This is a genomic window from Pseudoalteromonas sp. S3785 (assembly GCF_005887365.1).
GTDB lineage: Bacteria > Pseudomonadota > Gammaproteobacteria > Enterobacterales > Alteromonadaceae > Pseudoalteromonas.
The window spans coordinates 1-24,133 of record NZ_PNCT01000041.1; the positions used below are offsets into that span (position 1 = coordinate 1).

Here is a 24,133-nt window from a genome sequence, read left to right on the forward strand (position 1 = left end):
GTCATTATTTACACCACAGAGGACACAGAGGCGCTTCGCGCTACACAGAGAAACACAGTTATAAACAAGTAACTTCTCGGTGGTGACATAATCACTTTTTAAACGTGTCAACGGGGAATGAGTATGGCGCGTAGCTGGAGCGTACTTCGCGTTTGGTATTAAATTTTTCGCGGCATAAAGCCGCTGCTACTTATTAATCCCCTGTGTCAGGGTATTTGTAGGCTTAGAGCTTGCTCGCGCGAAAACACAAAATGAATAAAACCCCAGGTTAATAGGGTTTGTAAATGCGCTTAATAGCCGCCTTGTTATTTTTAATAAGGCGATTAATTACAGCAACCTCGTTAAGCGTTATTGTTTTTTTGCTCATTATAAAATGCACATTATTTACGTGAACAGGCGCTACTTGCTCAACCGGCAATATACCAGCGTAATTTTTAGTAAAGTAAGCGGCCACTAACGAATCATCCACTACAAAATCTACCCGCTTTTTATTAAGTAAAGCAAAGCGTTTATCGGCCTCGGAGGTAAGCACTATTTGCTCGCTATACTTTTCACTTAATACTTTAAATGCCTGCCCTAAATAGCTACCGCCATTAATACCCGTTGTTAAGCCTTTTTTAAAAAGCTGCTCTAAGGAGCTTATATTTGCCGAGTCAGTGTGTTGATACAACATCATAGCTTCTTCGCGGTAAGGCAAACTAAAGTGTGCGTACACCTCACGTTCGCGGGTTTTACTCGCCGCAAACATTAAATCTATACGGCCATGTTTTAACTCTTCCAGGGCACGTTGCGAGTTAGGTAATAAAGTAAAATTTATACAAAAGGGAGAGTCTTTAAAAATGGTTTTAATTACATCTATTTCAGAACCCGTTAAAGCATTATTTTTTAGTACAACATATGGCGGCCAATAGCGCTCGTTAGTGCCTACGTTAATTGTTTTATCACACGCCACCGCACTGACACAAAACAGCCCCAAACAGGCTACCCATATTACTAAATATATACGCAATTTACTCATTCAAATAACGCCTTAAGCGCCGCGTTCTTTTTTAAAATATGCGCGTTAATAATGTTAACCTCATCAAGCGTTACCGTTTTTTTGCTCAGCATTAAGTGTATTTGATCTTTATTTATAGCGGGTATAGTAGGGGCCGCAATTAAATTTTTACCCCGTTTACTTAAATAATTGCCTACTAGCTCGTCTTCTATTGCGTAATCTATACGTTGTTTATTAAGCATTTCAAAGCGCTTACTGGTTGCACTAGTGTACTCAATTTGTTTTTTATGGCTGTGTTTATACTGCTCAAACTCTTTGCCGTAATAGCTACCAAAATTAGCGCCGATGGTTAAACCTTGGTCAAAAATTTCGGCTAAGTTTTTAGCCTTATGTAAATTGTTTATATTTTCGTATAAACGCATAACCTCAGTGCGGTACGGCTTTGTAAAATGAACGTGTTTAGCGCGCTCATTGGTATAGCTGGCCGCCCAGCCTATGTCTATTCGGCCATAGCGCAGCTCGGTAAAGGCCCGTTTAGAATTAGGCAACAGTTTTACTTCAAAGCAAAAAGGCGAGTCTTTAAAAATAATATTTAATGCTTCTACCTCTTTACCCTGAAACTGCCCATTAATACCCATAACATAAGGCGGCCAAAAAGCATCATGCGAGGCAACCGTTAATGTTTTTTCGCAGGCAACCACACTCCAAGAAGCACTAAACAATACACACATTAATAAGGTTATTAATTTATTCATTAAAACTCTAAGGTACGTTTTTAATCATTATTTAAACAGTATAACCCAGCAAAACAATATAATAATGAATGAGACGTTAAAGTTGTAAAAAAATGTATCTAAAACCAAAGGGTTTACGGTTGAGAGTAATGATTAGTGCAAAATTCAATACAAACAGCGTATTAAGCATTTCATAGTTTATATTTTAGGGTTGCTAATCAAACACTGATAACACTATTTGTGTTATCTTTAATTCTCTAATTTAAGGACTGGTTAAATGATATATCTTGATTCAGCTGCTTCGCATCCGCTTCTTCCAGAAGTAAAAGTTGCTTTAATAGACGCCTTCGACAATTGTTATGCTAATTCCGCTTCCGGGCACCTTTTAGGTGAAGTTGCTTTGAAAAAGGTTGATGAAGTAAGAGAGGAATTTGCAGACATAATTGGAGCCTACCCAAGTGAAATAATCTTTACTAGCGGCGCTACAGAATCTAACAATATTGCCTTTAAGAGCCTTTTACTCAACAGTTCTCATCCTAAAGAAAAAAACCATATAGTAATAAGTGCGATTGAACATAAATGTATTTTTGCAATATGCGAGTATATGAAACTACAAGGTTTTGAAATATCTATAGTCATGCCTAACGGTGAAGGGATAATTGACCCAAAAAGTATAAAAGAAGCAATACGTCCTTCTACTGCTCTTGTTTCTGTAATGCACGTAAATAATGAGCTAGGGACTATAAACCCAATTACAGAAATTGGACAAATTTGTTTTGAAAACAAAGTTCTTTTTCATAGTGATGCAGCACAAAGTTTTGGAAAAACAGAGATAGATGTAGACGACATGAATTTAGATATTATGTCGTTTTCAGGCCACAAAATAGGGGGGCCAAAAGGTATAGGTGCGGTTTATATTCGGGACTTAAGAAAGAGAAATGTACAGCCAGTAATACACGGAGCAGGGCAGGAGCAAGGAGTAAGAGGCGGAACCGTTGCAGCACCTTTAGTCTTAGGATTTGGTGAGGCTATAAATTCTTTTCTACAATCCTATAAAAATTTGGCTAAGAGGCAAATACGAAATTACTTATTAGAACAGCTCGTTCAAGCGGGTATTTCTTTTACTGTAAATGGAAATGAAGAAGCGTTACCTCATATAGTTTCTCTTACATTACCTAAAACAAATATTGGTGTTTTAGTAAGAGATAATGAAGACACCTTTTGTTTAGCCCAAGGTTCAGCGTGTTCTTCTAGAGAAATAGAAGCCTCGCATGTTTTAACCGCATTAGGGTTAAGTCGTGAAGAGGCTGAGCATACTTTTCGTATAAGTTTTACAAATCAAATTACAACTAAAGAAATAGACCAATTAGTTAACGCTATAAAAAAAGCGGCTATTTAGCCGCTTTCATATTATTTATAACATGTTACACAGGCTCCACCGCCTTCTGCTTCATCATAAATATCATCTAGCTCATTAAACTCGCAGTAGCCTTCAAAGTCGCCTAGTAAAGCATTACGGCGCTTCTTTTTATTGAAGCGAGCTACTTTCTTCTCGTGATTTTCAATAATACGTTTTTGAACTTCAGGATCTTCTAATGTTTCTAGAGGCTGGCCTTGTCCCATCCAGTAAAAACGTTCCCCTACTGTGGTATTATTATCATCACCTTTTTCAAATGCTTTTGCTTCTTCAAACAAGTCAGGGTGCTTTTCCATAAGCTTTACCCATTCTATTTTTCTTTGGTAAAAACAAAATGTACAGCCAGAACGCGAGCGCCATTTATAATATTCAGGCAACTCCAAACCATTACGTTGCAATATATTTTCAATGTCACTCCTAACTATGCCGTGCTCTCTAAATGGAAAGACCGATTCTATAGGTTTTTCAATTGTCATATAACCAGAGCGATCAGGTTCATCAGCTCTAATGCCAACATAGTTTTTTATTTTATAGCCATCTTGTATAAAGCTATCTAGCCACTGCTCAAACGGCTTTAACTTCATTTGAACAGTACACCAACGGTCGCGCTGTGAGGGTAAATAATTACCATGCTCTTTTAGTAGGTGAGCAAAATCTTTTTCACCACGCCCTTCAATATTATTCAAAGAACGCGCATTCAATCTATTAATATAACCAAGCTTTTCCTCCAGCTGGTCAATAAACTCATTCGTTTCTGGCAGTTCATAGCCTGTATCAGTAAAAAAGTACTCTACATCTAGATCTGGGTAAGTTTCTTTAACAAATAGGGCCAAAGCACTACTGTCTTTACCGCCAGAGAGGCCTAAAACATGTTTAACTTTCTCTGTCATCTGCTACCTCAACTTCATTCTGATCCATCAAATTTGTTAGTAAATTGGTAAGTGCTGCAAGTTGCTTTTCTTTTGGCATTTTTGCAATAGCGTGTTCAATATTATTCACAGCTGTTTGAACGTCACCGTCAGCAGCTAAACCATGCTTAGTAAAGCTACTATATTCCTGATGGTTACCATCGTTATCTGTAGTTATAAAAGCAATGGGTTTAGACGAGCCTTGAGTATTAAAATTACTGAAAGATTCTATGCGCCTAAATTGTACACATAAATTTTGCAGTTCGTCTAATCCATTTCTTAAGTGCTTATCGGTCCAATTACGTTCAGGAACACCAGTTAAAATATTAATTACGAACTCGAATTTAGCTTTACCATCAATATACTGCGATAAGCGTTTAGCAAGATCTTTTACCTTAGGGCGCTTAGCTTCTTTTTCAACTAAATCACAGCGCTCTTTTAAGGTATTATTAAAATCTTCACCAAGCATGTTCACTATAATTTGTTTGAAGCCATTAAGTAGCATGTCATGCTGAGCACTTAGGTCTTCAATTGCAGTCTTTAGATATGAGCCTAGTTTTTCTTCAACTTCTGGGTCATCTTTTTTAAATCCAAAAACTGCAGGCAAGTCATCTAAAATAAGCTTATAAGGGTCGTTGGCAGCGATAACTTTATTTCTAAAATCCCTTGCTTGTTTAGTAAGTCCGTTTTCGGTTGAGCCAGTAAAGCTTTCACCACTTGTTTTCTTAACCCAAGTCGGCAGTTTATGAATTATTCCTACGATATGTTTAGCAATATTTAAAATAGCAGCCTCATTTTTAGCTTCACCTAAAGTGGCTTGTGCAAGGTTATCTAAAAGGTGACTTTGAATTTCTGATATTTCAAAATATCTAACTCCCGCTTCGCTCGGGTACTTATAGATTTTATTGACAAGCTCTTCATCAAGTTCAGGAATAAAAACGAACTGCTTCGTTGAGTCCCAATCGTAAAATGCTACCTGACCCTCTAAAGACTTTAAAAGTGCCAACCCATATATGCGGCATAATCCAGCTGTTAAACCATAGGGAGGTAACATCCACATTTCATAAAGCTCAGCCATGGTTACATGCTGTTTAGCTGAATTGTTCTTTATAAACTCAAATCCACTTTCAAATAAGGTATGCATTTGAGGGTTTGCAGCTATTGCCTGTTTAGACCAATTGCTTGGAAACAAATAACCTTCAGGTGTTTCACAATGCCACCCTTTACTTTTTAAACAAGAAAGGTAAAGGCCCTTTTCTGGTGGGAATGCTTTGTCATCAAAGCCTAAATCTTTTTCATCGCCATTTTCAAACATAGCATTCATTAATTTACGAATTGCGCTGTTTGCACTACCAGAGGGCTTAGAACGATTAACTAGCTCGTTTATAACAGGTGGTGACTTATGGAATATTTTATCAGCGATATTAGAGGCTATTGTGGCTAGAGGTTGTGCTGCTAATTTTTTACCGCAGTACGACCAGCTAGCATTTGTATAAGCATTCTGTATTTCGCTGTCTACATTCGCTTGGGCGAACTTTATTCGGCTTTCTAGTTCGTTTTTAGCAATTAAATCGTGTGTGATCTTTTTCTCTTCTTTTAAGATCTTACGAAGTGCTATTAACTCAATGGCTGCCGTTTTTAAATTAGTAAAGTCTTTGAGTGTACCTATTATTACAAACGGCATTTCTTTCGCGTTTTCTTTTAGAGTTTTAGCGACCTCAGGGTTTGTTGGTAAAACAAAGTATGTGAATGCATCGCCCGTTTTTGGTTTAGTTACAAACGTTTCAAATGCAGCGGTATCAAACTTATTTAATAATTTAGTAGTAGCCCAGCGCATAGTGCCGGTTTTATGGTAATGAGCTGTTGCTAAAATATTCTGTGGTGTAGCGCATGCTTCAGTCCAATCAACACCTTCACTAATAACCTCAATTTGCTCACTAATAAGGTTATTAATATCAATATCACTACCTTGAAACACAAACAAAGCATCGTGTTTCTGGCGATAAATAATTACAGTGCTTGCTTCTAGTTCTTTAATTGCATCATCAACGTCATTTGATTTATATCCACGACAAACAAAGTAGTCTTTAATAAAACTTCGTTTAGCATGTAACTGATGATGAAAGCCAAAAATAGTTAATAAAGCAATAACCTTAGTAATAGCAATATGGAGTTCGTCACCTTTTTGCTCAGCTCTATATATAGCATCAGAGCCTTCAAGCCATGCTTTACTGTCCTGCGAGGTAACAATTAAATGATGTAAATTATGGTAAAGGTAGTCCCAATACATTTCTGGTCGATAAAGATTTAGCTCTTCATTTAGCTCACAGTAATTTGAATCTAAAAACTCTCTAAAGCCAAACTTTTCGTGGGATGCTAAAAAGCCAAATAAGCTGCGTTCGTTTTGAGAAAAGCGACGACGAGATACAGGGCCAAGCAATAAACTCACTATAGGATCTAGTGGCAGTGTTGTGCTAAGTGCATGCTTGTTTTTATTTTGGTTTGTAAAAGCGCCGCTTACAGTACTAACTAAATCGGCGTATTTAGACTGTATTGCATCGGCTACCTTAGGTGCACGGTATATCGAATCACCTACTAGCGTTAAAGACTCATCAATCGATGGGTTAAAGCTTAAATCGCGGTAACGGCCTTGTACTTTGCTCCATTCTTTTTGAGTTTTAACATCTTTATTCTTAGCGTAGTCAGAAAACGCTTGATGTAAAAAGCCCATGAGCAAAACAGGTCTTTTTGCTTGTTGTACAATATCAGCCAAAGATTGAAATAAGTGTAAATCTTTGTTCTCACGAGATTGATAATCTAAGGCTTTACCCATTTCATCAAGTAAAATTAAAGTACCATCTTCATTTTCACTTGGTTTTTGTAAAAGCTTTTTTATTTCTGCTAAGCATTTATCATCGTCAAAGCTCGAGATTTCTTCTGAGTCAAAATCTTGATTAAATGCATTTAGCAAGCTAACCAAAATACTGTTTGCTGGTGCTTCTAAACCACAAACATGCTTAACAGTTTGCCAGCCATTTTCTAACGCAAAGCGCTCTTCAAAATTGGTAACAACGCTTTGAGAGCTGTTTAATTTTTTTAGTGCATAATTACGCTGCTTTAAATCTGTAGAAAGCAAGCATGATAAAAACAAAGCAACGGTAGATTTACCCGAACCATAAGGGCCTGTAATTGTAAATGCACGTTGTGTACTATTTTCAAATTCACGGCTAACGGTATCAAGTACATTTATAGCTGTACCGTGTAGTACAAACTCATCAATAAATGGAGAAAAATCAGTACTCTCGGTATCAATTCGTGTCGAACTTTTGTAGCGTTGATTTATTGTAATTAAAGATTCAGACATGTTATTTACCGTAGTACATTTTTAAGTAATCGATTGCATTATTTTTTATATCAGCAGATATATTTACTTGACGTAAGCCTAAAGAATCAACCCAAGTTACATTCTTATTTGTAAAGCCTTGTGCTTCATCTAACTTCTGTCCTAACCCAGACTCAGAGAGCCTAAATATTCTGCCAGGTGAGCAAGGTTTAGTAAGTAAAGAATCAAAATCAATAGTGCTTACATTAGAGTCTTTTGTTTCCTCATTAAAAAACTCAAGCAATGCATAAATAAATATTTCAACAGGTAGTTCAGGGCGTTCAACAAGGTTGCTTACATAAAAGCCGCCACCATTATCTTGTACTAAATTTAATTCAGCTAAAGGTGACGTAAAATGGTCTTCATCAACTTTTACAGCTTTTTTTGTTGTGCTATTTTTTTGTTTTTTGCTGTAAGTGTTTAAAAAGCAATCTACGTCTTTTTTTAATGTGCTTAGGTTACCTAATTCTGTTTTAACGAGGCGTTTTGCATCATCATAACAGTCACCTACTAGCTTACTTTTTTCAAAATATTGAACGTTAGAGTAGTTAAAAAAGTAACGATAGGCGGTTAGACTCATGTTGTTAAAGTTCAGCCAAAAATGAATAAGCCATACAGAACCAGGAAGCTCTAAAAAAGGGTCGTGTCCATCTACAGTTTTATCGCCAAATAAAAACGTTCCGTTATATGCTACAGAATGAGCTATTTCACCTTTGTTTATTTTTTCTATCACATTAGCCGACTCAGCCCAATACTGAATCGCCTTAACCATATTCTTGCCTACACCTAGTTCAACAATAGAGTGACGTATATTTTCTTCGTTAGAAGAAAAATTGCCTTTATTATTCAAGTGATTAATAGCTTTAAATAGCCATCCATAGCGTAAAGGGAAGGTGTCGTGCCCTGTAAATTTAGCTTTCATGCTTAAAACTGCTCCTGGAGAAATTGTCCAACGCCGCACATATTATACGGATTATTAGCTGAGAGAAAGCTCTAATTTTATAATTTACTGTTTATTTATACAGCTAGTATTGGTAAAAAACTTATCTTATGGGTTACAAATTTGTACCTTTCTTTGTATTATACATTTTTACTTATCTAATACTTTGATTTAGTGATAAAAGGTTGGGTTTTATATTGAAAGGGATATCAATGCTGACAAAAATTCTATCAAACTTTTCTGAGGACGAACTATTAAGTTTTCTTCCCAAAAATTCAATAAATTTCGCACTGCAACTTGATGCAAAAGATAATCAGATAACAGAAAACAACTCTTACAATAAAAACAAACTTGCAGGCATAGTTGCGAGTATAAAACAGGTCGACTTTATTTTTGACTCTCAATTACGAAATAAACTCATCGACCGTTTATCTGCAACGCAACTAGCCGAGCTATTTCCAAGCTTTGAACTTGAAGCAAAAAATGTTACTCCAAAATACTATGATGCGATAATAAGTTGGGCAAATGATAACCCTGAAAAGTTTGCTGAGTTACTAGGGCTTTCTGCATTGTATGAAAGTCAGCTAGAACAAGACAGTGGCTTAGAAAGCATATCTTGTATTGAGCCAAACTACGGTCTCTACCCATACCAGCGAGGTATTAGTAAACAGGTTTTTTCTCAGCTCGATCAAAATAAAAAACGAGTATTGATTCATTTGCCTACAGGGGCTGGTAAAACACGTACCGCAATGAATATAGCTGCTGAACATCTCAGGCAATCTGAGAATAACTTAGTTTTGTGGTTAGCAGACAGGGAGGAGCTTTGTTCACAAGCTTACTCTGAATTTTCAAAAGCATGGCAGTCTTTGGGTAACCGTACCACTTCTCTTTATGGGTTTTATTCAAGTTCTACAGAAAGCCTAAGTGGTATTGACTCTGGCTTTGTAGTTGCTGGCTTACATAAATTTTTAAGTTTAAGAAAAAGTGACTCAAGGCAACTACAACTTTTATATAGCAAACTAGCTGAAAAAGTCACACTAGTTATTTTTGATGAAGCTCACAAAGCTGTTGCCCCTAAATTTCAAGAAGTGGTTCAAGACTTTATTGTTGATGAGGCGTTTCATGCTGACTTAATAGGTTTAACAGCAACCCCAGGAAGAAGCTATTCTGAGGATGGATTATCTGAAGAAGACGCTCGCCTAGCTAATTTTTTCTATAATAATAAAGTATCAATGCAAATCTCGGGCTATTTATCGCCGATAGATTACCTAGTAGAAAAAGGTTACTTAGCCAAAGCGAACTTTAAGTCGTTAAATTATGATCATTCAGGTATTGCTGCATACGAATTAAGGGATGCGGGCGGTGTTGAAACAATGACGACTTTAGCAAGTAACATAGAGCGTAATCGACAGATCTTAAATACAATTATTGATGAATGTAACCTTGGCTCACAAGTTATTGTTTTTGCGTGTACCGTAGAACACGGCATTAATTTGGCTACCGCGCTTGCCTATCAAGGTATAAAAGCAGCATCTATTGATAGTAAAAATGACACAGCCGAGAGCCGCAGAGCAAAAATAGCGCAATATAAAAATGGTGAGCTACAAGTTCTCGTTAATTTTAATGTACTAACGGCAGGGTTTGATGCCCCTAAAACTAACGTTACCATAATAGCTAAACCAATGAACTCCTTAGTACAGTATTTACAAATGGCGGGCCGTGCCATGAGGGGTTATAAAAGCGGCGGTAACAAAGAATGTAATATTTATACAGTGATGGATAACATACCTGAGTTTCAAAGTATTAGCCTCGCATTTGGTTATTGGAATGATATGTGGGCAGAAAAGGAAATAAGATAATGAGTAATAGATTTTTAAGTGCTGAGACCGTTATTGAGTCATTAAGGGATAATGGATATAACAATACTGCTTACGCTTTAGCAGAACTTATTGATAATAGTTTGCAAGCAACGGCCAACCGTGTAGAAGTTGGCTTTATAGAAGAGCAACTAAACGCCCGAAAAAATTATACCGTATCAGAAATTTCTCTATGGGATAATGGTGTCGGTATGGATATCGAGACACTTAGAGTTGCGATGCAATTTGGTGGTGGTACACACCGAAAAGATACTGGCGGTATGGGTAAATTTGGAATGGGATTACCAAATTCATCTATTTCACAGTGTAAGCGTGTTGATGTCTGGAGTTGGCAGGCCGGTGGAGCGCCTCATCACACTTATTTAGATGTAGATGAAATGAAAAGTGGTGCACTTGAAGAAGTGCCAATGCCTACAGCAAAAGCGATACCTTCTAAGTACGAAAAAGCATTTTTTACTAAAAAACCAGAATCTGGCACATTAATTATTTGGTCTAAGCTTGACCGCTTAAGCTGGAAAACGGGTAAATCTATTTATCGGCATTGCGAACATTTAGTAGGCCGTATGTATCGTAATTTCATTAGTGATGACAATATAAAAATAGAAAGCATTACTTATCGTAAATCAGCGGATGACAGGCTTGATGTTTACGATAAGGAAACTTTTAAAGCTAATGACCCAATGTACCTAAAAAAGAACACTTCACTACCAGAATTACCTGGTAGTTATAAGAATGAGGCTTTTTTTGAGAAAATGGATGAAGAAGTCATTTCTGTTGAATACATAGATGAAAACGGTGAACCTAAACGAGATGATGTAACCATTACTACCTCAATGGTTAAAAAGAATATATCAAATCGTATTTTAAAAGACACAGTTGGTAAGTTAGGTGGTACAACTTGGGGTAAACACTGTAGCAAAAATGTAGGTGTTTCAATAGTTCGAGCTAATAGAGAGCTAGTTTTAAGAGATTCATTCTTAACTTCAGCTTTAAGAGAGAGTAAAGGGCGCTTTATTGGTATTGAAGTGTCATTTCCGCCAACTCTAGATGCTGTCTTTGGAGTAACGAATAATAAACAAGATGCAATTCGTTTAATACCTTACGAGATGAAAACAATTTTTACACAAGCAGGCTTTGATTCTGAGCAAGAATATTTACGAGATTTAGAAGAGAATTCTGATTCATTACTTCAAGTACTTAAAGTGGTGGCAGTAATCAAAAAGCATGTATCAGCTTTAACTAAAGAGTTAGATACAATAAATGTTGAAGGCAAAGCTGTAAAAGGGGAAGAGCCTAAAACAGTGTCTGAAGGCGCAGCATCTAAAGCAACGCAGGGCTCTGCACATCGTGAAACTCATGGCCATAAAACTAAAGAAGAAGCCCCAAAAGAACTAAAGAAAGAGGATGTTGTTGATCACCTTAAAAAAGCAGGTGGAATGAGTGATGAAGAAGCTGAAGAAAAAGCTGAGCGACTTATCCTTACAGGAAACCGTTTTTTAATTGAAGACGTAGCACGAGATTCAGAAGCCTTTTTTGACGTATCAACGAGTAAAGGTTTAACGCTTGTATTATTCAATACCAACCACGTTTTTTATCAAAAGCTGGTCAGTAAGCTAGATGGTGATGAACTTGAAATTATGCAAACTACAATTGCAGGTTTTGCACGTGTGATGAATGAAACCACCGATGAACGAAGACTCGCTTATTTAAACACCATTCGCCGGGAGTGGGGCTTAGTCATTAGTGAGTTCCTGCAAGGCCCTGAAGATGACGAGTTGGACGACTTTTAATGTCGAGCTTAATCTCAAATACTGAGCTGACACTTCAGCTTGAAGAGTTATTACCTAGTTGCAATGATTTAACTATCATATCAGCTTTTATGACCCAACCAGCGACTCGCTGGTTGGGTCAATTAACTTCTAACCGCAAACCTAAAGTACAGTTGATAGGGCGTTTCACGCCAATTGATTTTGTAAAGGGTGCAAGTGACTTAAATGCACTCCGAGATTGTATTAACAACGGCTACCAAGTCAAAGCACTCGTAAACCTGCACGCAAAAATTTATCAAATTGATCACGATACTATTTTTAATGGTAGCGCTAATTTAACGGGTAAAGGGCTAGCCCTAGTTAACAACGGTAACTTAGAATCATGTAGTAGAGTAAATGCCTGTGAACAGTCTAAAGCATTCATTAATAAAATTGTTGAATCAGCAACTGAGTTAAGTATAAATACGCTTGATAAAATGCAGGCGTTTTTAGAGCAATGTGACGATACTAATGAGACTGAGTTACCCGCTGTATGGCCTGAAGAGATATTGCCACAAACAACAGAGCTGTTTGTATCAGATTTTCCGTTAAGTAAACCTGGCGTTAGTTTGAATGAATATCAACTCAATCCGTCATTATCCTTTGCTCAAATTGAGAATGCTAAAAGCGATTTCGTATTATCGTCAATTTTATTTAAGCAAACAAAGGCATACCGCTGGCTAAAAAAACAAATTATTGAAAACCAGTCAGCGCGTGACTTAGGTTTCGGACAAATCTCAAGGTTGCTTCATGATGCTTTAGCTGATGATCCAGCACCTTATAGACAAGAAATTAAAGATCTCCAAGCAAATTTGTATTTCTATTTGAAGCTCTATGCAAGCGACGAAATAGAAGTTTATATACCGGGTAGACGAAGTGAAGTTTTAAGAATAAATAAGGATAAAGATGGATACTTTACAAGAACTGTTTAAAAAAATAGAAGGTAATGAACTTATATTACCTGACTTTCAGAGAGATTATAAATGGACAACCGATAAACAGAGAAACTTATTAGCATCACTGTTACTTGAGTTTCCAATTGGTAGCTCACTTATTGTTGAAGGTAAGTCTAATCAATTTGCTTCACGTAAAATTGGAGACTTAACTCAGTCTGATATTAAAAGTGAATACAGTTGTGAGTATTTACTGGATGGCCAACAAAGAACTACAACTTTATTCAATGCGTTTAATAATGTGTATGCCTTAGCCAATGCTAATATTTCACCAGAAGATGAAGTGTCTTTAGCTCGAGAGAAAATGGCAGACTTCATAGCAAATAAAGCAAACTCAATGAAGCTAAGGTGGTTTTTAAGGATACCGTTAATTGATTCTAATAATGTATGCCCTGATATATTTAATGCATCTACATTACTTTTTAGTAATGATTATTTAGATGAATTTGAGCCCGATGAGATTGTAGATGCTATAGAGTGTTTTAAGTTTGATGAAAAAAACAATTTAGGTATTACTAAATGGTATTCGCCATTTTACGAAACTGTAGAAAAAGCTAAAGGGCTCACTAATAGGCAATTCGACACAAAATTAGTACAAAGTTGTTCAGAGGAAGGTTTGGTTCCACTTTATTTACTAGGGGAATCGAAAACTAATGGTCGTACATTAAAGAGAATACTAACCGAGATAGCTGAAAAAAATAGTCGCGCTTTATGGGATAGTCTAGGGGATAATATTGAAGACTACAGGAAGTACGATATTGGAGAGGTGTTACATGAGTTTAATTCATTTTCTGATATTTCAGCAGAAGGTGATGATAAAGATGAAATACTCAAGGAGGTCTTTACTGTACTTGCTGGACAATGGGTAGATAATGTTTATGAGCACCTTATACATAAAATATATTCTGACTATAAAATAACTTCAATTGTAACGACAGATATAATGAGAGCTATACCAATATTCTGCCATATAAACGAAGGTGGAATGAAGCTGGATGATTTTGATTTACTCTCTGCTCGAGCCGCTAAGAAATTAGAAGATGACATTAAGTCTTATTCATTGAGTCAAGTGGTTAGAGAAATAGTTAAAACACCATTGACTTTACCAGCAACATTAGCTTTTGGGGCAACTGATATTCTTGATGCTAAATTTAGCTTTGACAATTTAGACTCTATTGAAGATGGGATCCCTACTGGCTACTTGAAAACCTCTATTTTAGCTGTGTGTTCACTATTAAGTTACGGTAAGCAATGTGATTTTTTTGCAAATCAAGATGTTGAGCTTACAAAAGATAAAGCAAAATCTAAAGCGTTATTAAAACTAAGCACACAAGAAATTAGAGATAATATAGTAACGGCTACTACCGCTGTTCTAAGAGCTTTGGCATTTTTGAATATCACTTGCGGGGTAACGAATGCCAAAAAGTTACATTATACGTTGATGATACAGCCTATCGCATTCGCATTTACTAATGATAATTTTTGGAATGATAAAATAGCATTAGACAAAATCAAACTTTGGTATTTAACTAGTTTTTTTTCCGGAGCATATTTATATGATCAAAGTGCCGTTGTTATTAAAGATATAAATAATGTTTACCGTTGGTTGGAAGGAGCTACAGGAGCTGAGGTAAATAATAGATACTCCAAAGTTTTAAAAAATACAGAGTTTGCAGATAAAGATATTTTAACAATGCAAGGTGATGAGCCTCCAAGAGAAAGTTTAAAGGCTGGGGTTTTGCAATATGTTTTGTCGAAGAAACCATATGATTTCATTGAGGGTAATGTTAAAAGAGTTACGTCTTTTAATATTGTTGATACAACTGTGCATTTATCTGCGCAAAATAAAATACACGATCACCATTTAATTCCTGTTGATATAAGAAAAGAGCTAGGGGGAACTTCTGAGGTAATAAGAAATAACCCTAAACATATTTTAAATAGCCCTCTCAATAGAATTTTCATCTCAGATCAAGCAAATTTAAAAATTGGCTCTTTAGATCCCTCACGCTACTTTGAAAAACTTGGTGAGGCGGGGTCCTACAGTAAGCAAATTTTAGAAAGCAATTTGATACCAGAAAAATTTCAAGATATAAATACTGGCAAGTGTGAAGATCAAGATATTCTAGAAGTTATGCATGAAAGATTTGATCTTTTTAGTGATGCTCTTTATTCAGAAATGTTATCACTAAAAACAAGTGTTAGTTTAACTTAAAAAATCGGTAACCCTTAATCTTTAGTTGACTATGATTTATTAAGGTTAAAAATTGAGTGTAGGTAATATTACTATACTCAATATCATGTTTACTTAGCTCTTTATCAAGGCGTTTATTAAACGCCTTTTGTTTTTTGTAATCGTCAAACGTATCATCAATATAATCAATTTTATTAAGAAGTAACGGGCGTTTTTCTTCAATTATGTAATCAAAAAAATCAACGTCTTGCTCTGCCATTTTAATTTTAACTCGTTCTTTAAGCTGCGGAAGAGGGGAATCATAAAACCCTTCATAGCCAAGCAGGGTAACCTTACCTGAATGTATGTGAATTTTAATAAGCTGAATATCATCCAGCTCGCCATACATTTGTAGGGCTGCACCAATATACACGCGCAGTACAAGTGGCAATAAGGTGATAAAGTCTTTATGCAGTGTTAGTGCATGGGGCTGCTCATTTTCAAAGTCGATTTTACCTGCGGGTAATATCTTCTCAGCTTCTAGGCACAGTGATTCAATTAGCGCACTATCTGCAATTTGAAAAAGCAGCTCAGTGGCTTGGTGCTGCGCTATTTTGTATGTGTCGAAGAACGCTTTTATGTCACGTTTTAAGTCTTCAGGTTGTTGTGCGTAAGGCTTTCGCTTTTCAAACATGGCAAGTGCAAAGTAAAGTAGTAAATCTTCTTTTCGCATTGTTTCAGCTGCTTTTAGCTCGTCTTCTTCAAACCACTTTAAAACAAGTTGTAGGGCTTTTTTATTGGAGCCAATAACCTCTTTTATTTTGTCACTTTGCGCAAACTCATTGTTTGATGGGCAGCGGCCAAGGGTTAAACATGTAAGCCAGAACGATTCAAAAAGTTGCTGGTGTTGCGTAAATAAAATTCTCGCTTGTTCTTCATTAACAGGCTCAGGCGCTGTTAGGTGCTGCCATTTATAAGTACGTTTATGGCGGTTTTGCAAAAAGTGCTGTTCAAGCTGTTTATCTTTAAATATGTAATAAATGCCAGGGGCAACAGCAATCGCGTTATCGTCAACGCTCATTTCTATAAATGCCTTAAGCTCAGCCTGCGTATAGTATTTTTGAAAAGTATTACGGCTAGTTATTACACCATCTTTGTAAGGTTGAAACTGGCTAACGAGTGATTCGTTACCTAACATTGCAGATACAACCAATAACTTTTGTGAAAGATCCCATGCGCCAAGCAGAGCTTCTATTCGCTCATCACGGTCTTCTATTACATTAATTACAAAACCAATATTAACAATGTCAGAAATAACTTTATCTGCATCAGGGCGGTAATTTAAATCCCAACCTAAGGCATCTATTCCATGAGCCTCTAACTCTCGTAAATCGTCTCCTCTGCCGCAACCATAATCAAATATCGAATAATCGCCATTTAAAAAGCCGTTTTTAGCGAGTGTTTTTAAAGGGGCAGAAAGTTCATGCCGGACAATTGCCGTTAAATGTCGATCAATTGTCTTGTCATCCGTAGGACTTTGCACTGCAGAGCTACGAAATAAACGTCCATCAACTAGCTCGTACCCTTTTTTAGCGATTAAACGCTCCCACGAGCCTTTAAAGCCTATCATACGTGTGTTTTCGTATAAGCCTGCTTGTTCACCCTCAGCAGTTAAGTCACAAAATAATTGATAGTGTTTATTAGTTGGCGAAACCATGGTTTCTTTTCGGTGCAAAATAGGTGGGTTTTCGCTGTTGTCGTACTTAGTGATTTTATGACTAAGCTTTGCTAGATCTACAGTTACGCTTTGTTTTAATGCGGGGTAAGAATCTTCATAAAATGTAGGGTAACTTAAAAGTGAAAGCCTGAAGTCGTTTTTAAATAACTTTATTAGATCGTAATCGGCTTCATCAACTTTGAGTGCTTGGGCAACAACTTTTATAAACTTAACTAAATCGGCAGGTGCATCAGAAAACGCGTCTTTATGAAAATAAATAGCGTCAGGTAGCTTTTTGGCTATTTTTACTTTTTTTACAAGTTGCTTAAATTGCTCTGCGTTCATAGTTTAATAATTTGCTAAATGTAGTGCCTGCACTTTACAGGGGCTCAATGTATCCAAACTATATAGTTCATCTTGTTGATTTACAATGCAAGGGCACTCAGCAATATAGAAGTCGATTCCTTTTTCTGTTTTTATACTTCTCAAGTAAATAGGGACTATAGGCATCGACGAGGGCAGCTTTTGTAATAGGCTTAAACAGGGGTAAAGCAATTTGTGTTTTGCTAGTGAATCAAACTTATCGCCATGTTTTGCTTCTATTACAAATAAATGTTCTTTACCGTCTCGCTTAGCAACAAATACAGCATCGATTTCAACTTGGCCATTTATATGCTCAAGGGCAATATCTTCGTTAGCGAGTGGCTTAAAGTTAAACGTGAATGTACTTTGCCCCGTTGCTGGAACAACTATTGTTTTATCATCTTTTAAGTTAAGTGATTCAGCCATAAGCCCTGACGCTATAGCTAAATTAACTACGGAGGTTTCAGTAACTTTAGGCAGGAGCTGAAATGCAAATAAGCTTCTTATTGATACGTTTGGCAAAAATAGCTCTGGTTGTAATTGGCCAAACAGCGCTTGATCGTTAAAAAAGAAATCGTTTATATCATTTGATTTTACAAGTGAAAAATAAGTTTGATTATCACCTGAGCGAGAGCCAAGCCTCAGCACCATCGTATTTTGCTCTTTTAAAAGCTTTGGCAGCTTTTTTATAGAATCTATAGATATTGTCGCTGCTGTATTAGCTTTTAAATTATTGGTACTTAAATATTTTTGAAAGCCTTGAGGAGGAGATACTTTTTGCTCATTGGCTTGCATTTCTTGCAGTAAATTATGAAATATCACTTATTCATCCTTGACTTCAAAATAATAAAAGTACGCGCGTCCGCGCTTTTCAAACTTAAGCTCGCCACGTTCACGACGATGCATTAACTCGCAGTCTGTTATTTTAAGATGTTTTAGGGCTTCTTTACTTGAAAGCCATTTTCCCTTTTGCTCTTGATTGGTCATTAAACTTACTCAAATTATGTAAAAATTTAATCGATGTTTAATTTTTTGCAGCGTATGCTTTTTTTTGAGCTTCTAAGTTGAAGAGCATATCTATATCAAAACCAAAATGATGGCTCAATTTAGCCGCTAAGCTAATGCTTAAATCTGAGCCATTAAAAAAACGACTTAGTGTTGATGGATTAACCCCCATTTTATCGGCGGCGGTGCTTGAGTTTATGCCTTTACTGTTAAGTTTGCGTTTAACAATTGAAGATGCCCCTGTTGGTGCAGAAAGTACGCCTATTAAATCTTTGTTTATATTCATGTAATTATGCCTTTCTATAGATATTGGTAACTTAATCAGCAAGGGCTTTTAACCCATATAGTTATTTTCTTTGTTGTTAGATATAAATCATACAAAATAGTTAAGTACAAACGAAAGCTCTTTTGCGTCTGTAACCTTAATGCCTCGGTAAACTTAAACGCGACAGTTAAGACATCCCCCGTGATCACATCCGAAATTGAATTAATGATGAGTAATAGCAGCGCATGGATGCGCGTTAAGTGATGCTTACACACGGACGTGTTTCATCGCGTTTACGTTCATATCATTAATTTAAATTGAGGAGATGGTGTGATCCTCGGGGCGCCGAGAGATTCCAAAGAGAAGTCGGCGTCTACTTCTCCTTGGTTGCCATCGCCAACGCGATATAAGTAAATTATTTCAAAAGCTTCGTTTTTCGCGCGAGCAAGCTGTGCGCCTACGTCGAGTTTTAACAGAACACTTTGATATAACCTGTAGACGCGCAACTTGTTGGCGTTATAAAAGCAGGGCAATATTTAATGCACTGCTAACCTTAAATAGGTACACTTATTTGAGGTGTTATTTAAAGGAGTGAATAATGAATAAATGGATTTTAGTTTTGCTTAGTTTTATTTCAACGTACGCTTATGCAAGCGAGGCTTACACGCAAAGTAAGTGCGCAAGCATAAAAAAGGAGCGTGAATCTATTCGCTCTCAATTTAGGCAAGGTTATAGCGTTAAAAAAGGTGAGCGATTAACGGCTCGCGACAAAGTGTTGTTTAGCCAATTGGCAAAGCACTGCAATAAATCTAAAAAGAGTAATCACTCATACCGTCCACATGCAACACGTTCAGTAAATACCAACTGGTTACTTAATCAAAAGGTATCAAACATGACTTTGCACAGTGCCAGCTATAAAAACAAAGCTAAGCTTGAGGCGTGGTCTAAATTTTATAAACTACCTAAGCGGTGTCGTAAAAAAGAAATGGAAACAAGCGATTTTGTTTGGTGTAGCGAGTACAGAGTGGCGCAAAAGCAAGTATTTGAAACCCAATGGCAGGGCCGCCCGTAGTTATGTTTAATACTAAGCTTCGCATAGTATTTATGTTTGTTGTGATGCTTATTGCATCAGCGCTTATAGCTAATCATTTTACAGGGCGAGTGTTTAACTATCACGACCCTATAGGTGAAGTTATGCGTATTTACAACGATTTAAACGTAACTCAGCCAAGTAAGCCATTAGCTAAATCACAAACCGTAACCCCTATAAAAACGCCAGCGAGCAGCTCTTTTGTACCTGCACGGAACCACTCGCCTCAAGCAGATAAAACACAATGTACAGATGTATCATTAGGCGAGGTAAAATATAAACGTAACGGCGATATATACACTTGGACCGATAAGGCGGGTATTGCACATTTCAGCGATACTAAGCCTAACTTTGCTGTAGCAACGTACGAGAGTAATTTTTCTGAGCCGCTGGATTATTTTGACCTTACTTTAAACACACCTAATTTGCCGCCTTCATTTAGTCAAAAGCTACAAGTAAAACTCAATACCGTATTTAAGGTGTATGGACAAATTATTGGCACGCATGCCTTAAAAAAAGTAAAGCTAAATTTAACGGTATTACCTAACCGTAGGGCTTATAACGCCGCTATTATGAACAATGGCGGCAACCCAGAAAATACAGCAGGAATGTATTTTCATGCAACTAACTCTGCGTTTATTAATTTTAGTGGCGAACAAAACACCATGAGAACGGCAGTGCACGAAGCAGTGCATGCCATTAATAAAGCAGTTTTAGGGTACACGCCTAGGTGGTTAAATGAAGGGTTTGCTGAGTATTTTGAGTTTACCCATAACAATATGCAAACTGCTATTGTAGAGCCAAATCAAACCTGGGTACGTAATAATAAGCTTACTAAAAACGTGTTTAGACTTAATCGGTTAACTGGATTAAATAGTACGTGGCAAAAAGGCGACAGCAGTATGCTTTACGCTAGTAGCTGGGCTGCAATTTATTTTTTAATGGATACCCAATCAGGCAGAGTATTACTTAAAAATATTATGCTGGCAGAGCAGAAAAACCCCTGTAACAAGCTTTCGAAAGATCAATTAAACGCGATGTTATTTAAACAGTTTCCTGCGTTTAATCATGATTATTCAAAATGGTTAAAAGCGCCATTTAAGCCACATAAATTTTAGTTTGTTTTGTTGAAATCGTAACTTGTTGGCGTTTAAAAGCAGGCTTTTACGGTGTTAATTTATTAAAAGATGAGAAGCTGCGCTTCTAACGTGAGCAAGCTCGACGTCTACAAGCGCGATATAAAATCGCGCCTACGCACCACATCTTCGCCAGCGTAAAATTTCACCTTGTAGACGCGCATTGCTTTTGTTTAAAAGCAGGGCTTTTACGGTGTTAATTTATTAAGTAATGAGACGCTGCGCGTCTAACGTGAGCAAGCTTAACGTCTACAAGCGCGATATAAATTCGCGCCTACGCATTACATCCACGCCAGCATAAAACTTCACTTTGTAGACGCGCATTGCTTTTGTTTAAAAGCAGGGTTTTATGGTGTTAATTTATTAAGTAATGAGAAGCTGCGCTTCTAACGTTAGCAAGCTCGACGTCTGCAAGCGCGATATAAAATCGCGCCTACGTATCACATCTTCGCCAGCGTAAAATTTCACCTTGTAGACGCGCATTGCTTTTGTTTAAAAGCAGGGCTTTTACGGTGTTAATTTATTTAATAATGAGACGTTGCGCGTCTAACGTGAGCAAGCTTCGCGCCTGTATGTGAGTGCCTTTTTTTGTGTTTTTTACTTTGAGTAATTTATTTAAGTTTTTGTAACAATCGCTGTAAACTTTTTTGTGGTGAGGTTGTCATAAAAGGTGTTGCCTTTTACAGATTGTTACAAATAAATAACCTATAAGCCAGTTGCTAATAAGCGCGTAGCTGTTGCTAACATTGTAGTGTGGCGATATGGGTTTAACGGGTTGATGTTAAATTTTAACATTTATTAAATTGTGCTTTTAATAGGGGCGACCTAGTATTAAAGATTGACAGTACACACCCAAACAAAACATAATATTAACATTAGCTACACTTAAAAAGCATTTCACTTAATTGTATTGCGTAAATTGGTTGAAGGAGGGAAGTATTATGAACAAATTACTCATTGCATGCGCTATCACTGCTGCAACTTTGTACGTGTTTAAAAACGATTTAACCGCCTTGGCTCAAAATACCTCTTCAATAACTAACACTACAGCCACGCAGCCTGCTCAACCAATTGTGGTAGATATACAAGCAATGCAAAGTAGCCAGGGTATAACTAACAACAAAGGCACGGCCCTTACCGAGCAAATAGTCATTACCCCGCAAGAGGTGGGTGAATACTCTGAGCTTGAAGGCGCTGTTGATACTCAAAGCCCGGTTGATATAACTCAGTCAGAACAAGTATTTTTAAACAAAGTGCAAAACAGCTTTGCTGAAAAGTCGTTATTTTTATACAGCTTTGAATGTAAGCAAAACGATTGTAATGCGGGCATTGTTGCAACCGATGGGCAACCTAAGCACGAAGATATCGCGGGCGTGTTAGCTGATTTATCAGCCTCGGAAGAATTTGCTAATCATTCTGTGCAATTAGCGGGTGTGGCGGTTAATAACGATGGTATTTTGCAATACGATTTAAACATTAAAAATATGCTCCCTAATAACTAAACAACGTATGCTTAGTTGCAATAGGCGCATTTTCCACTCTTAAGTTCATATTTACAATAGCGCGTTTAATTAAGCTTAAACTCTATATTTTTAAACAAAAAAAGCGGCTTTTTAGCCGCTTTTTTGTGTTTGTAGCTTTTTATTAAAGCATGTTTACTCTTTTGATTTTAAGCGCACTCACTGCGTTAAAAGTTATCAATATAAAGCAGTAACATGCTCGCTAATCTTTTGTTTTCATGTTTTTTGCCCGCTCTTCTGCCTCTATTAAGGCTTGAGATTTAGGCGCTTTCTTTTTTGGCTCTATTACGGGCTTTTTATTTGAATTAGGATCCCAGCTTTCATCTAGCGATAAATTGGCAAACGGGTTGCTAGAGTCTGTTTGCTTGGGCGCACTTTTCGACTCTGGTTTATCCGTAAGTGGTGATTTGTGAGCCTCTGGCGCCGGCGTATGTAAAGAGGGGGCGTCACTAGATTTTACGGATGCGTTTACCGGTTCAGGCTTTTTACTTGCCTTTAATGGCGCGTCGGGGTTGTAGGTACGTACTTCGGGCTCTTTAAAGTCGTGCTCGCTATTAAGCGTCGTTTGTTCAAGCTCGCTGTTTTTATCGCCAGTATGCAGGTGCGCGCTGGTATTTGGCTCGGTAATCGGGTTACTTGGCGCGGCCGGTTCGTTTATAAGAGTAGACTCTTGTGGTTTTACTTCTTCAACGGGCTCTGCTTTTGGCTGTTCTACTGCGGCGGCTTTGTGCTTACGCGTGCGCTTAACCGAAGGCGCATCTGGGTCAAATTCTCTAACTTCGGGCTCTGCAAAACCGTTTGCATTTTGTATACGTGCTAATGTGTTTTTAGCGGCGGCTTCAAACTCGGCGGTGTTTGGCTCTGGCGCTACTTTTTTAGGCTCAGGGGCAGGTGCATCTTCTTCTGGTTTAACTTGCTGTGGCTCAGCCTCTGCAGGTATTGGCTCGTTTGTTGCCTCGCTTATAGGCGTAATAGAGCTTACTGGTTCAGGCTCGATTTGGGCTGCAACCGTGTGTGAAACTGGCTTAGTAAGCTTATCACTTTGGTCTGCGGCTTTGGGCGCTGTTACGTGCTTTGTACTTATATTGCTATTTTTAGCAAGCGTGCCCTTTGGGGTTGGCGCAACAGACGGCTCGGGCTTATTTTGTTTAGCGCGGCGTAAACGTATAACCACCATGGCGCCAATTAATACCACAATAAGCAGTAGTAAACTTGGTAACAGTAATGAACTTGGCGGCTCTGCAACCGGCGCAGGTATAATTACTGGTGCCGGTTTTGACGTAGTATTAACCGTTGGTTGCTCTTTTTTAGGCGCTGCTTTAGGGGCGGCTTCAGTGGCCACCGGCTGCGCTTGGTTAGTTGTAGGTGTTAATTCGCTGCTATTAGGTGCAAGTTCGGGTGTAGGCGCACTTGCTGCATCCTCATTAATTTTTGGGCTTTGCTCGCTTATTTGGTTAGTAGGTTGAGTGGTTGTTGTAGCTTTGCTTGCACTTTGTTTTATGGCTTCTTCTGCTGCATTTATTTGCTCAAGCAACGCTTGCTCTTGCTCGGGAGTAAGTTCAAGCGGTTCTGGCTCTTGTTCAACCACTGGGGGCGCTACCGATTTTGTTTGTACTTGCTTAGGTTTATTACAGTTTCTGTTAAAATCGCGTGCGGCCTTACGATACTGCTGGCTGGCTTTATTATTACTGTACTGCTGCATTTCTTGCTTAATTAAAATACACATGGCTTCGTTATAGGCAGCGCTTTGGCTGCTGTAAAATAAAGCAAAGCAAAAAATAAGTTGAGAGAGTCTAATAATCATAAAACACGGCGCTTAAGTATCAATAGTCTGATTTTAAGCGCAAA

At 37.5% G+C, this 24,133-nt stretch carries 18 protein-coding genes; 8 read left to right on the forward strand and 10 right to left on the reverse strand.

Annotated elements, in window-relative coordinates; all coding sequences use genetic code 11:
* Nucleotides 1–268: 268 nt before the first annotated feature.
* Nucleotides 269–1,018: a substrate-binding periplasmic protein gene (locus CWC17_RS11215; RefSeq protein ID WP_138612921.1), complete on the reverse strand. Its 750-nt coding sequence runs from the start codon at nucleotides 1,016–1,018 to the stop codon at nucleotides 269–271.
* Nucleotides 1,015–1,752: a substrate-binding periplasmic protein gene (locus CWC17_RS11220; protein WP_138612922.1), complete on the reverse strand. Its 738-nt coding sequence runs from the start codon at nucleotides 1,750–1,752 to the stop codon at nucleotides 1,015–1,017. Before CWC17_RS11220 ends, CWC17_RS11215 begins: the two co-directional genes overlap by 4 nt.
* A 256-nt stretch (nucleotides 1,753–2,008) precedes the next feature.
* Here CWC17_RS11220 and CWC17_RS11225 point away from each other — a divergent pair, with 256 nt between their 5' ends.
* Nucleotides 2,009–3,130 (forward strand): cysteine desulfurase family protein, encoded by a 1,122-nt coding sequence (locus tag CWC17_RS11225; protein ID WP_138612923.1) that lies wholly within the window; start codon nucleotides 2,009–2,011, stop codon nucleotides 3,128–3,130.
* Between the two features lie 11 nt (nucleotides 3,131–3,141).
* Here the strand turns inward: CWC17_RS11225 and CWC17_RS11230 are convergent, their stop codons facing one another.
* Genes CWC17_RS11230 through CWC17_RS11240 form a run of 3 tightly spaced genes read right to left on the reverse strand, consistent with a single transcriptional unit; the run spans nucleotide 3,142 to nucleotide 8,360 of the window.
* Complete coding sequence (locus CWC17_RS11230) at nucleotides 3,142–4,038, reverse strand: phosphoadenosine phosphosulfate reductase family protein (RefSeq protein ID WP_138612924.1); 897 nt, start codon at nucleotides 4,036–4,038, stop codon at nucleotides 3,142–3,144.
* The gene (locus CWC17_RS11235) at nucleotides 4,022–7,420 is read right to left on the reverse strand and encodes a hypothetical protein (protein ID WP_138612925.1); all 3,399 of its coding nucleotides are present in this window, start codon (nucleotides 7,418–7,420) and stop codon (nucleotides 4,022–4,024) included. Before CWC17_RS11235 ends, CWC17_RS11230 begins: the two co-directional genes overlap by 17 nt.
* 1 nt (nucleotide 7,421) lies before the next feature.
* On the reverse strand, nucleotides 7,422–8,360 hold the full coding sequence (locus tag CWC17_RS11240) for a DUF4007 family protein (RefSeq protein ID WP_138612926.1): 939 nt from the start codon (nucleotides 8,358–8,360) through the stop codon (nucleotides 7,422–7,424).
* A gap of 230 nt (nucleotides 8,361–8,590) precedes the next feature.
* Here CWC17_RS11240 and CWC17_RS11245 point away from each other — a divergent pair, with 230 nt between their 5' ends.
* From CWC17_RS11245 to CWC17_RS11260, 4 genes are read left to right on the forward strand one after another with little or no spacing between them, the layout of a single operon-like run.
* Nucleotides 8,591–10,237 carry a DEAD/DEAH box helicase gene (locus tag CWC17_RS11245; RefSeq protein WP_138612927.1) on the forward strand — a complete coding sequence of 549 codons (1,647 nt, stop codon included), beginning with the start codon at nucleotides 8,591–8,593 and terminating at the stop codon, nucleotides 10,235–10,237.
* Nucleotides 10,237–12,045, forward strand: coding sequence for an ATP-binding protein (locus CWC17_RS11250; RefSeq protein ID WP_138612928.1), 1,809 nt, complete (start codon nucleotides 10,237–10,239; stop codon nucleotides 12,043–12,045). The genes CWC17_RS11245 and CWC17_RS11250 overlap by 1 nt, the downstream gene beginning before the upstream one ends.
* A complete protein-coding gene (locus CWC17_RS11255) occupies nucleotides 12,045–12,995 on the forward strand; it encodes a phospholipase D-like domain-containing protein (RefSeq protein WP_138612929.1) in 951 nt (316 codons plus the stop codon). Before CWC17_RS11250 ends, CWC17_RS11255 begins: the two co-directional genes overlap by 1 nt.
* Nucleotides 12,970–15,231 (forward strand): DUF262 domain-containing protein, encoded by a 2,262-nt coding sequence (locus CWC17_RS11260; RefSeq protein ID WP_138612930.1) that lies wholly within the window; start codon nucleotides 12,970–12,972, stop codon nucleotides 15,229–15,231. The genes CWC17_RS11255 and CWC17_RS11260 overlap by 26 nt, the downstream gene beginning before the upstream one ends.
* On the opposite strand, the gene CWC17_RS11265 is transcribed toward CWC17_RS11260, so the two are convergent.
* The 4 genes from CWC17_RS11265 to CWC17_RS11275 are packed head-to-tail and all read right to left on the reverse strand — an operon-like array spanning nucleotide 15,218 to nucleotide 18,560.
* Nucleotides 15,218–17,251 (reverse strand): DNA phosphorothioation-associated putative methyltransferase, encoded by a 2,034-nt coding sequence (locus tag CWC17_RS11265; protein WP_138612931.1) that lies wholly within the window; start codon nucleotides 17,249–17,251, stop codon nucleotides 15,218–15,220. The two genes, CWC17_RS11260 and CWC17_RS11265, sit on opposite strands and share 14 nt — an antisense overlap.
* Before the next feature lie 3 nt (nucleotides 17,252–17,254).
* A complete protein-coding gene (locus CWC17_RS11270) occupies nucleotides 17,255–18,091 on the reverse strand; it encodes a DUF6997 domain-containing protein (protein ID WP_138612932.1) in 837 nt (278 codons plus the stop codon).
* Complete coding sequence (locus CWC17_RS19375; RefSeq protein WP_171042086.1) at nucleotides 18,092–18,256, reverse strand: hypothetical protein; 165 nt, start codon at nucleotides 18,254–18,256, stop codon at nucleotides 18,092–18,094.
* Between the two features lie 37 nt (nucleotides 18,257–18,293).
* Entirely contained in the window at nucleotides 18,294–18,560 is a 267-nt protein-coding gene (locus tag CWC17_RS11275) for a helix-turn-helix transcriptional regulator (protein ID WP_138612933.1), read from the reverse strand.
* 577 nt (nucleotides 18,561–19,137) lie between these two features.
* On the opposite strand from CWC17_RS11275, the gene CWC17_RS11280 reads away from it, so the two are divergent.
* The 3 genes from CWC17_RS11280 to CWC17_RS11290 all read left to right on the forward strand — a co-directional run bounded on the left by CWC17_RS11280 (nucleotide 19,138) and on the right by CWC17_RS11290 (nucleotide 22,267).
* A complete protein-coding gene (locus tag CWC17_RS11280; RefSeq protein ID WP_138612934.1) occupies nucleotides 19,138–19,611 on the forward strand; it encodes a hypothetical protein in 474 nt (157 codons plus the stop codon).
* Nucleotides 19,612–19,613: 2 nt separating this feature from the next.
* Nucleotides 19,614–20,747 carry a DUF1570 domain-containing protein gene (locus CWC17_RS11285; RefSeq protein WP_138612935.1) on the forward strand — a complete coding sequence of 378 codons (1,134 nt, stop codon included), beginning with the start codon at nucleotides 19,614–19,616 and terminating at the stop codon, nucleotides 20,745–20,747.
* Between the two features lie 959 nt (nucleotides 20,748–21,706).
* Nucleotides 21,707–22,267 carry a hypothetical protein gene (locus CWC17_RS11290; RefSeq protein ID WP_138612936.1) on the forward strand — a complete coding sequence of 187 codons (561 nt, stop codon included), beginning with the start codon at nucleotides 21,707–21,709 and terminating at the stop codon, nucleotides 22,265–22,267.
* A 220-nt stretch (nucleotides 22,268–22,487) separates the two neighbouring features.
* Here the strand turns inward: CWC17_RS11290 and CWC17_RS11295 are convergent, their stop codons facing one another.
* A complete protein-coding gene (locus CWC17_RS11295) occupies nucleotides 22,488–24,089 on the reverse strand; it encodes a cell surface protein (protein WP_138612937.1) in 1,602 nt (533 codons plus the stop codon).
* Nucleotides 24,090–24,133: the final 44 nt, after the last annotated feature.

Coding starts and splice junctions, on each gene's coding strand:
- CWC17_RS19375 (WP_171042086.1), bottom strand. CDS start 18,256: ATGACCAATCAAGAGCAAAAGGGAAAATGGCTTTCAAGTAAAGAAGCC.
- CWC17_RS11265 (WP_138612931.1), bottom strand. CDS start 17,251: ATGAACGCAGAGCAATTTAAGCAACTTGTAAAAAAAGTAAAAATAGCC.
- CWC17_RS11255 (WP_138612929.1), top strand. CDS start 12,045: ATGTCGAGCTTAATCTCAAATACTGAGCTGACACTTCAGCTTGAAGAG.
- CWC17_RS11295 (WP_138612937.1), bottom strand. CDS start 24,089: ATGATTATTAGACTCTCTCAACTTATTTTTTGCTTTGCTTTATTTTAC.
- CWC17_RS11280 (WP_138612934.1), top strand. CDS start 19,138: ATGAATAAATGGATTTTAGTTTTGCTTAGTTTTATTTCAACGTACGCT.
- CWC17_RS11225 (WP_138612923.1), top strand. CDS start 2,009: ATGATATATCTTGATTCAGCTGCTTCGCATCCGCTTCTTCCAGAAGTA.
- CWC17_RS11285 (WP_138612935.1), top strand. CDS start 19,614: ATGTTTAATACTAAGCTTCGCATAGTATTTATGTTTGTTGTGATGCTT.
- CWC17_RS11230 (WP_138612924.1), bottom strand. CDS start 4,038: ATGACAGAGAAAGTTAAACATGTTTTAGGCCTCTCTGGCGGTAAAGAC.
- CWC17_RS11240 (WP_138612926.1), bottom strand. CDS start 8,360: ATGAAAGCTAAATTTACAGGGCACGACACCTTCCCTTTACGCTATGGA.
- CWC17_RS11235 (WP_138612925.1), bottom strand. CDS start 7,420: ATGTCTGAATCTTTAATTACAATAAATCAACGCTACAAAAGTTCGACA.
- CWC17_RS11275 (WP_138612933.1), bottom strand. CDS start 18,560: ATGAATATAAACAAAGATTTAATAGGCGTACTTTCTGCACCAACAGGG.
- CWC17_RS11260 (WP_138612930.1), top strand. CDS start 12,970: ATGGATACTTTACAAGAACTGTTTAAAAAAATAGAAGGTAATGAACTT.
- CWC17_RS11290 (WP_138612936.1), top strand. CDS start 21,707: ATGAACAAATTACTCATTGCATGCGCTATCACTGCTGCAACTTTGTAC.
- CWC17_RS11250 (WP_138612928.1), top strand. CDS start 10,237: ATGAGTAATAGATTTTTAAGTGCTGAGACCGTTATTGAGTCATTAAGG.
- CWC17_RS11215 (WP_138612921.1), bottom strand. CDS start 1,018: ATGAGTAAATTGCGTATATATTTAGTAATATGGGTAGCCTGTTTGGGG.
- CWC17_RS11245 (WP_138612927.1), top strand. CDS start 8,591: ATGCTGACAAAAATTCTATCAAACTTTTCTGAGGACGAACTATTAAGT.
- CWC17_RS11220 (WP_138612922.1), bottom strand. CDS start 1,752: ATGAATAAATTAATAACCTTATTAATGTGTGTATTGTTTAGTGCTTCT.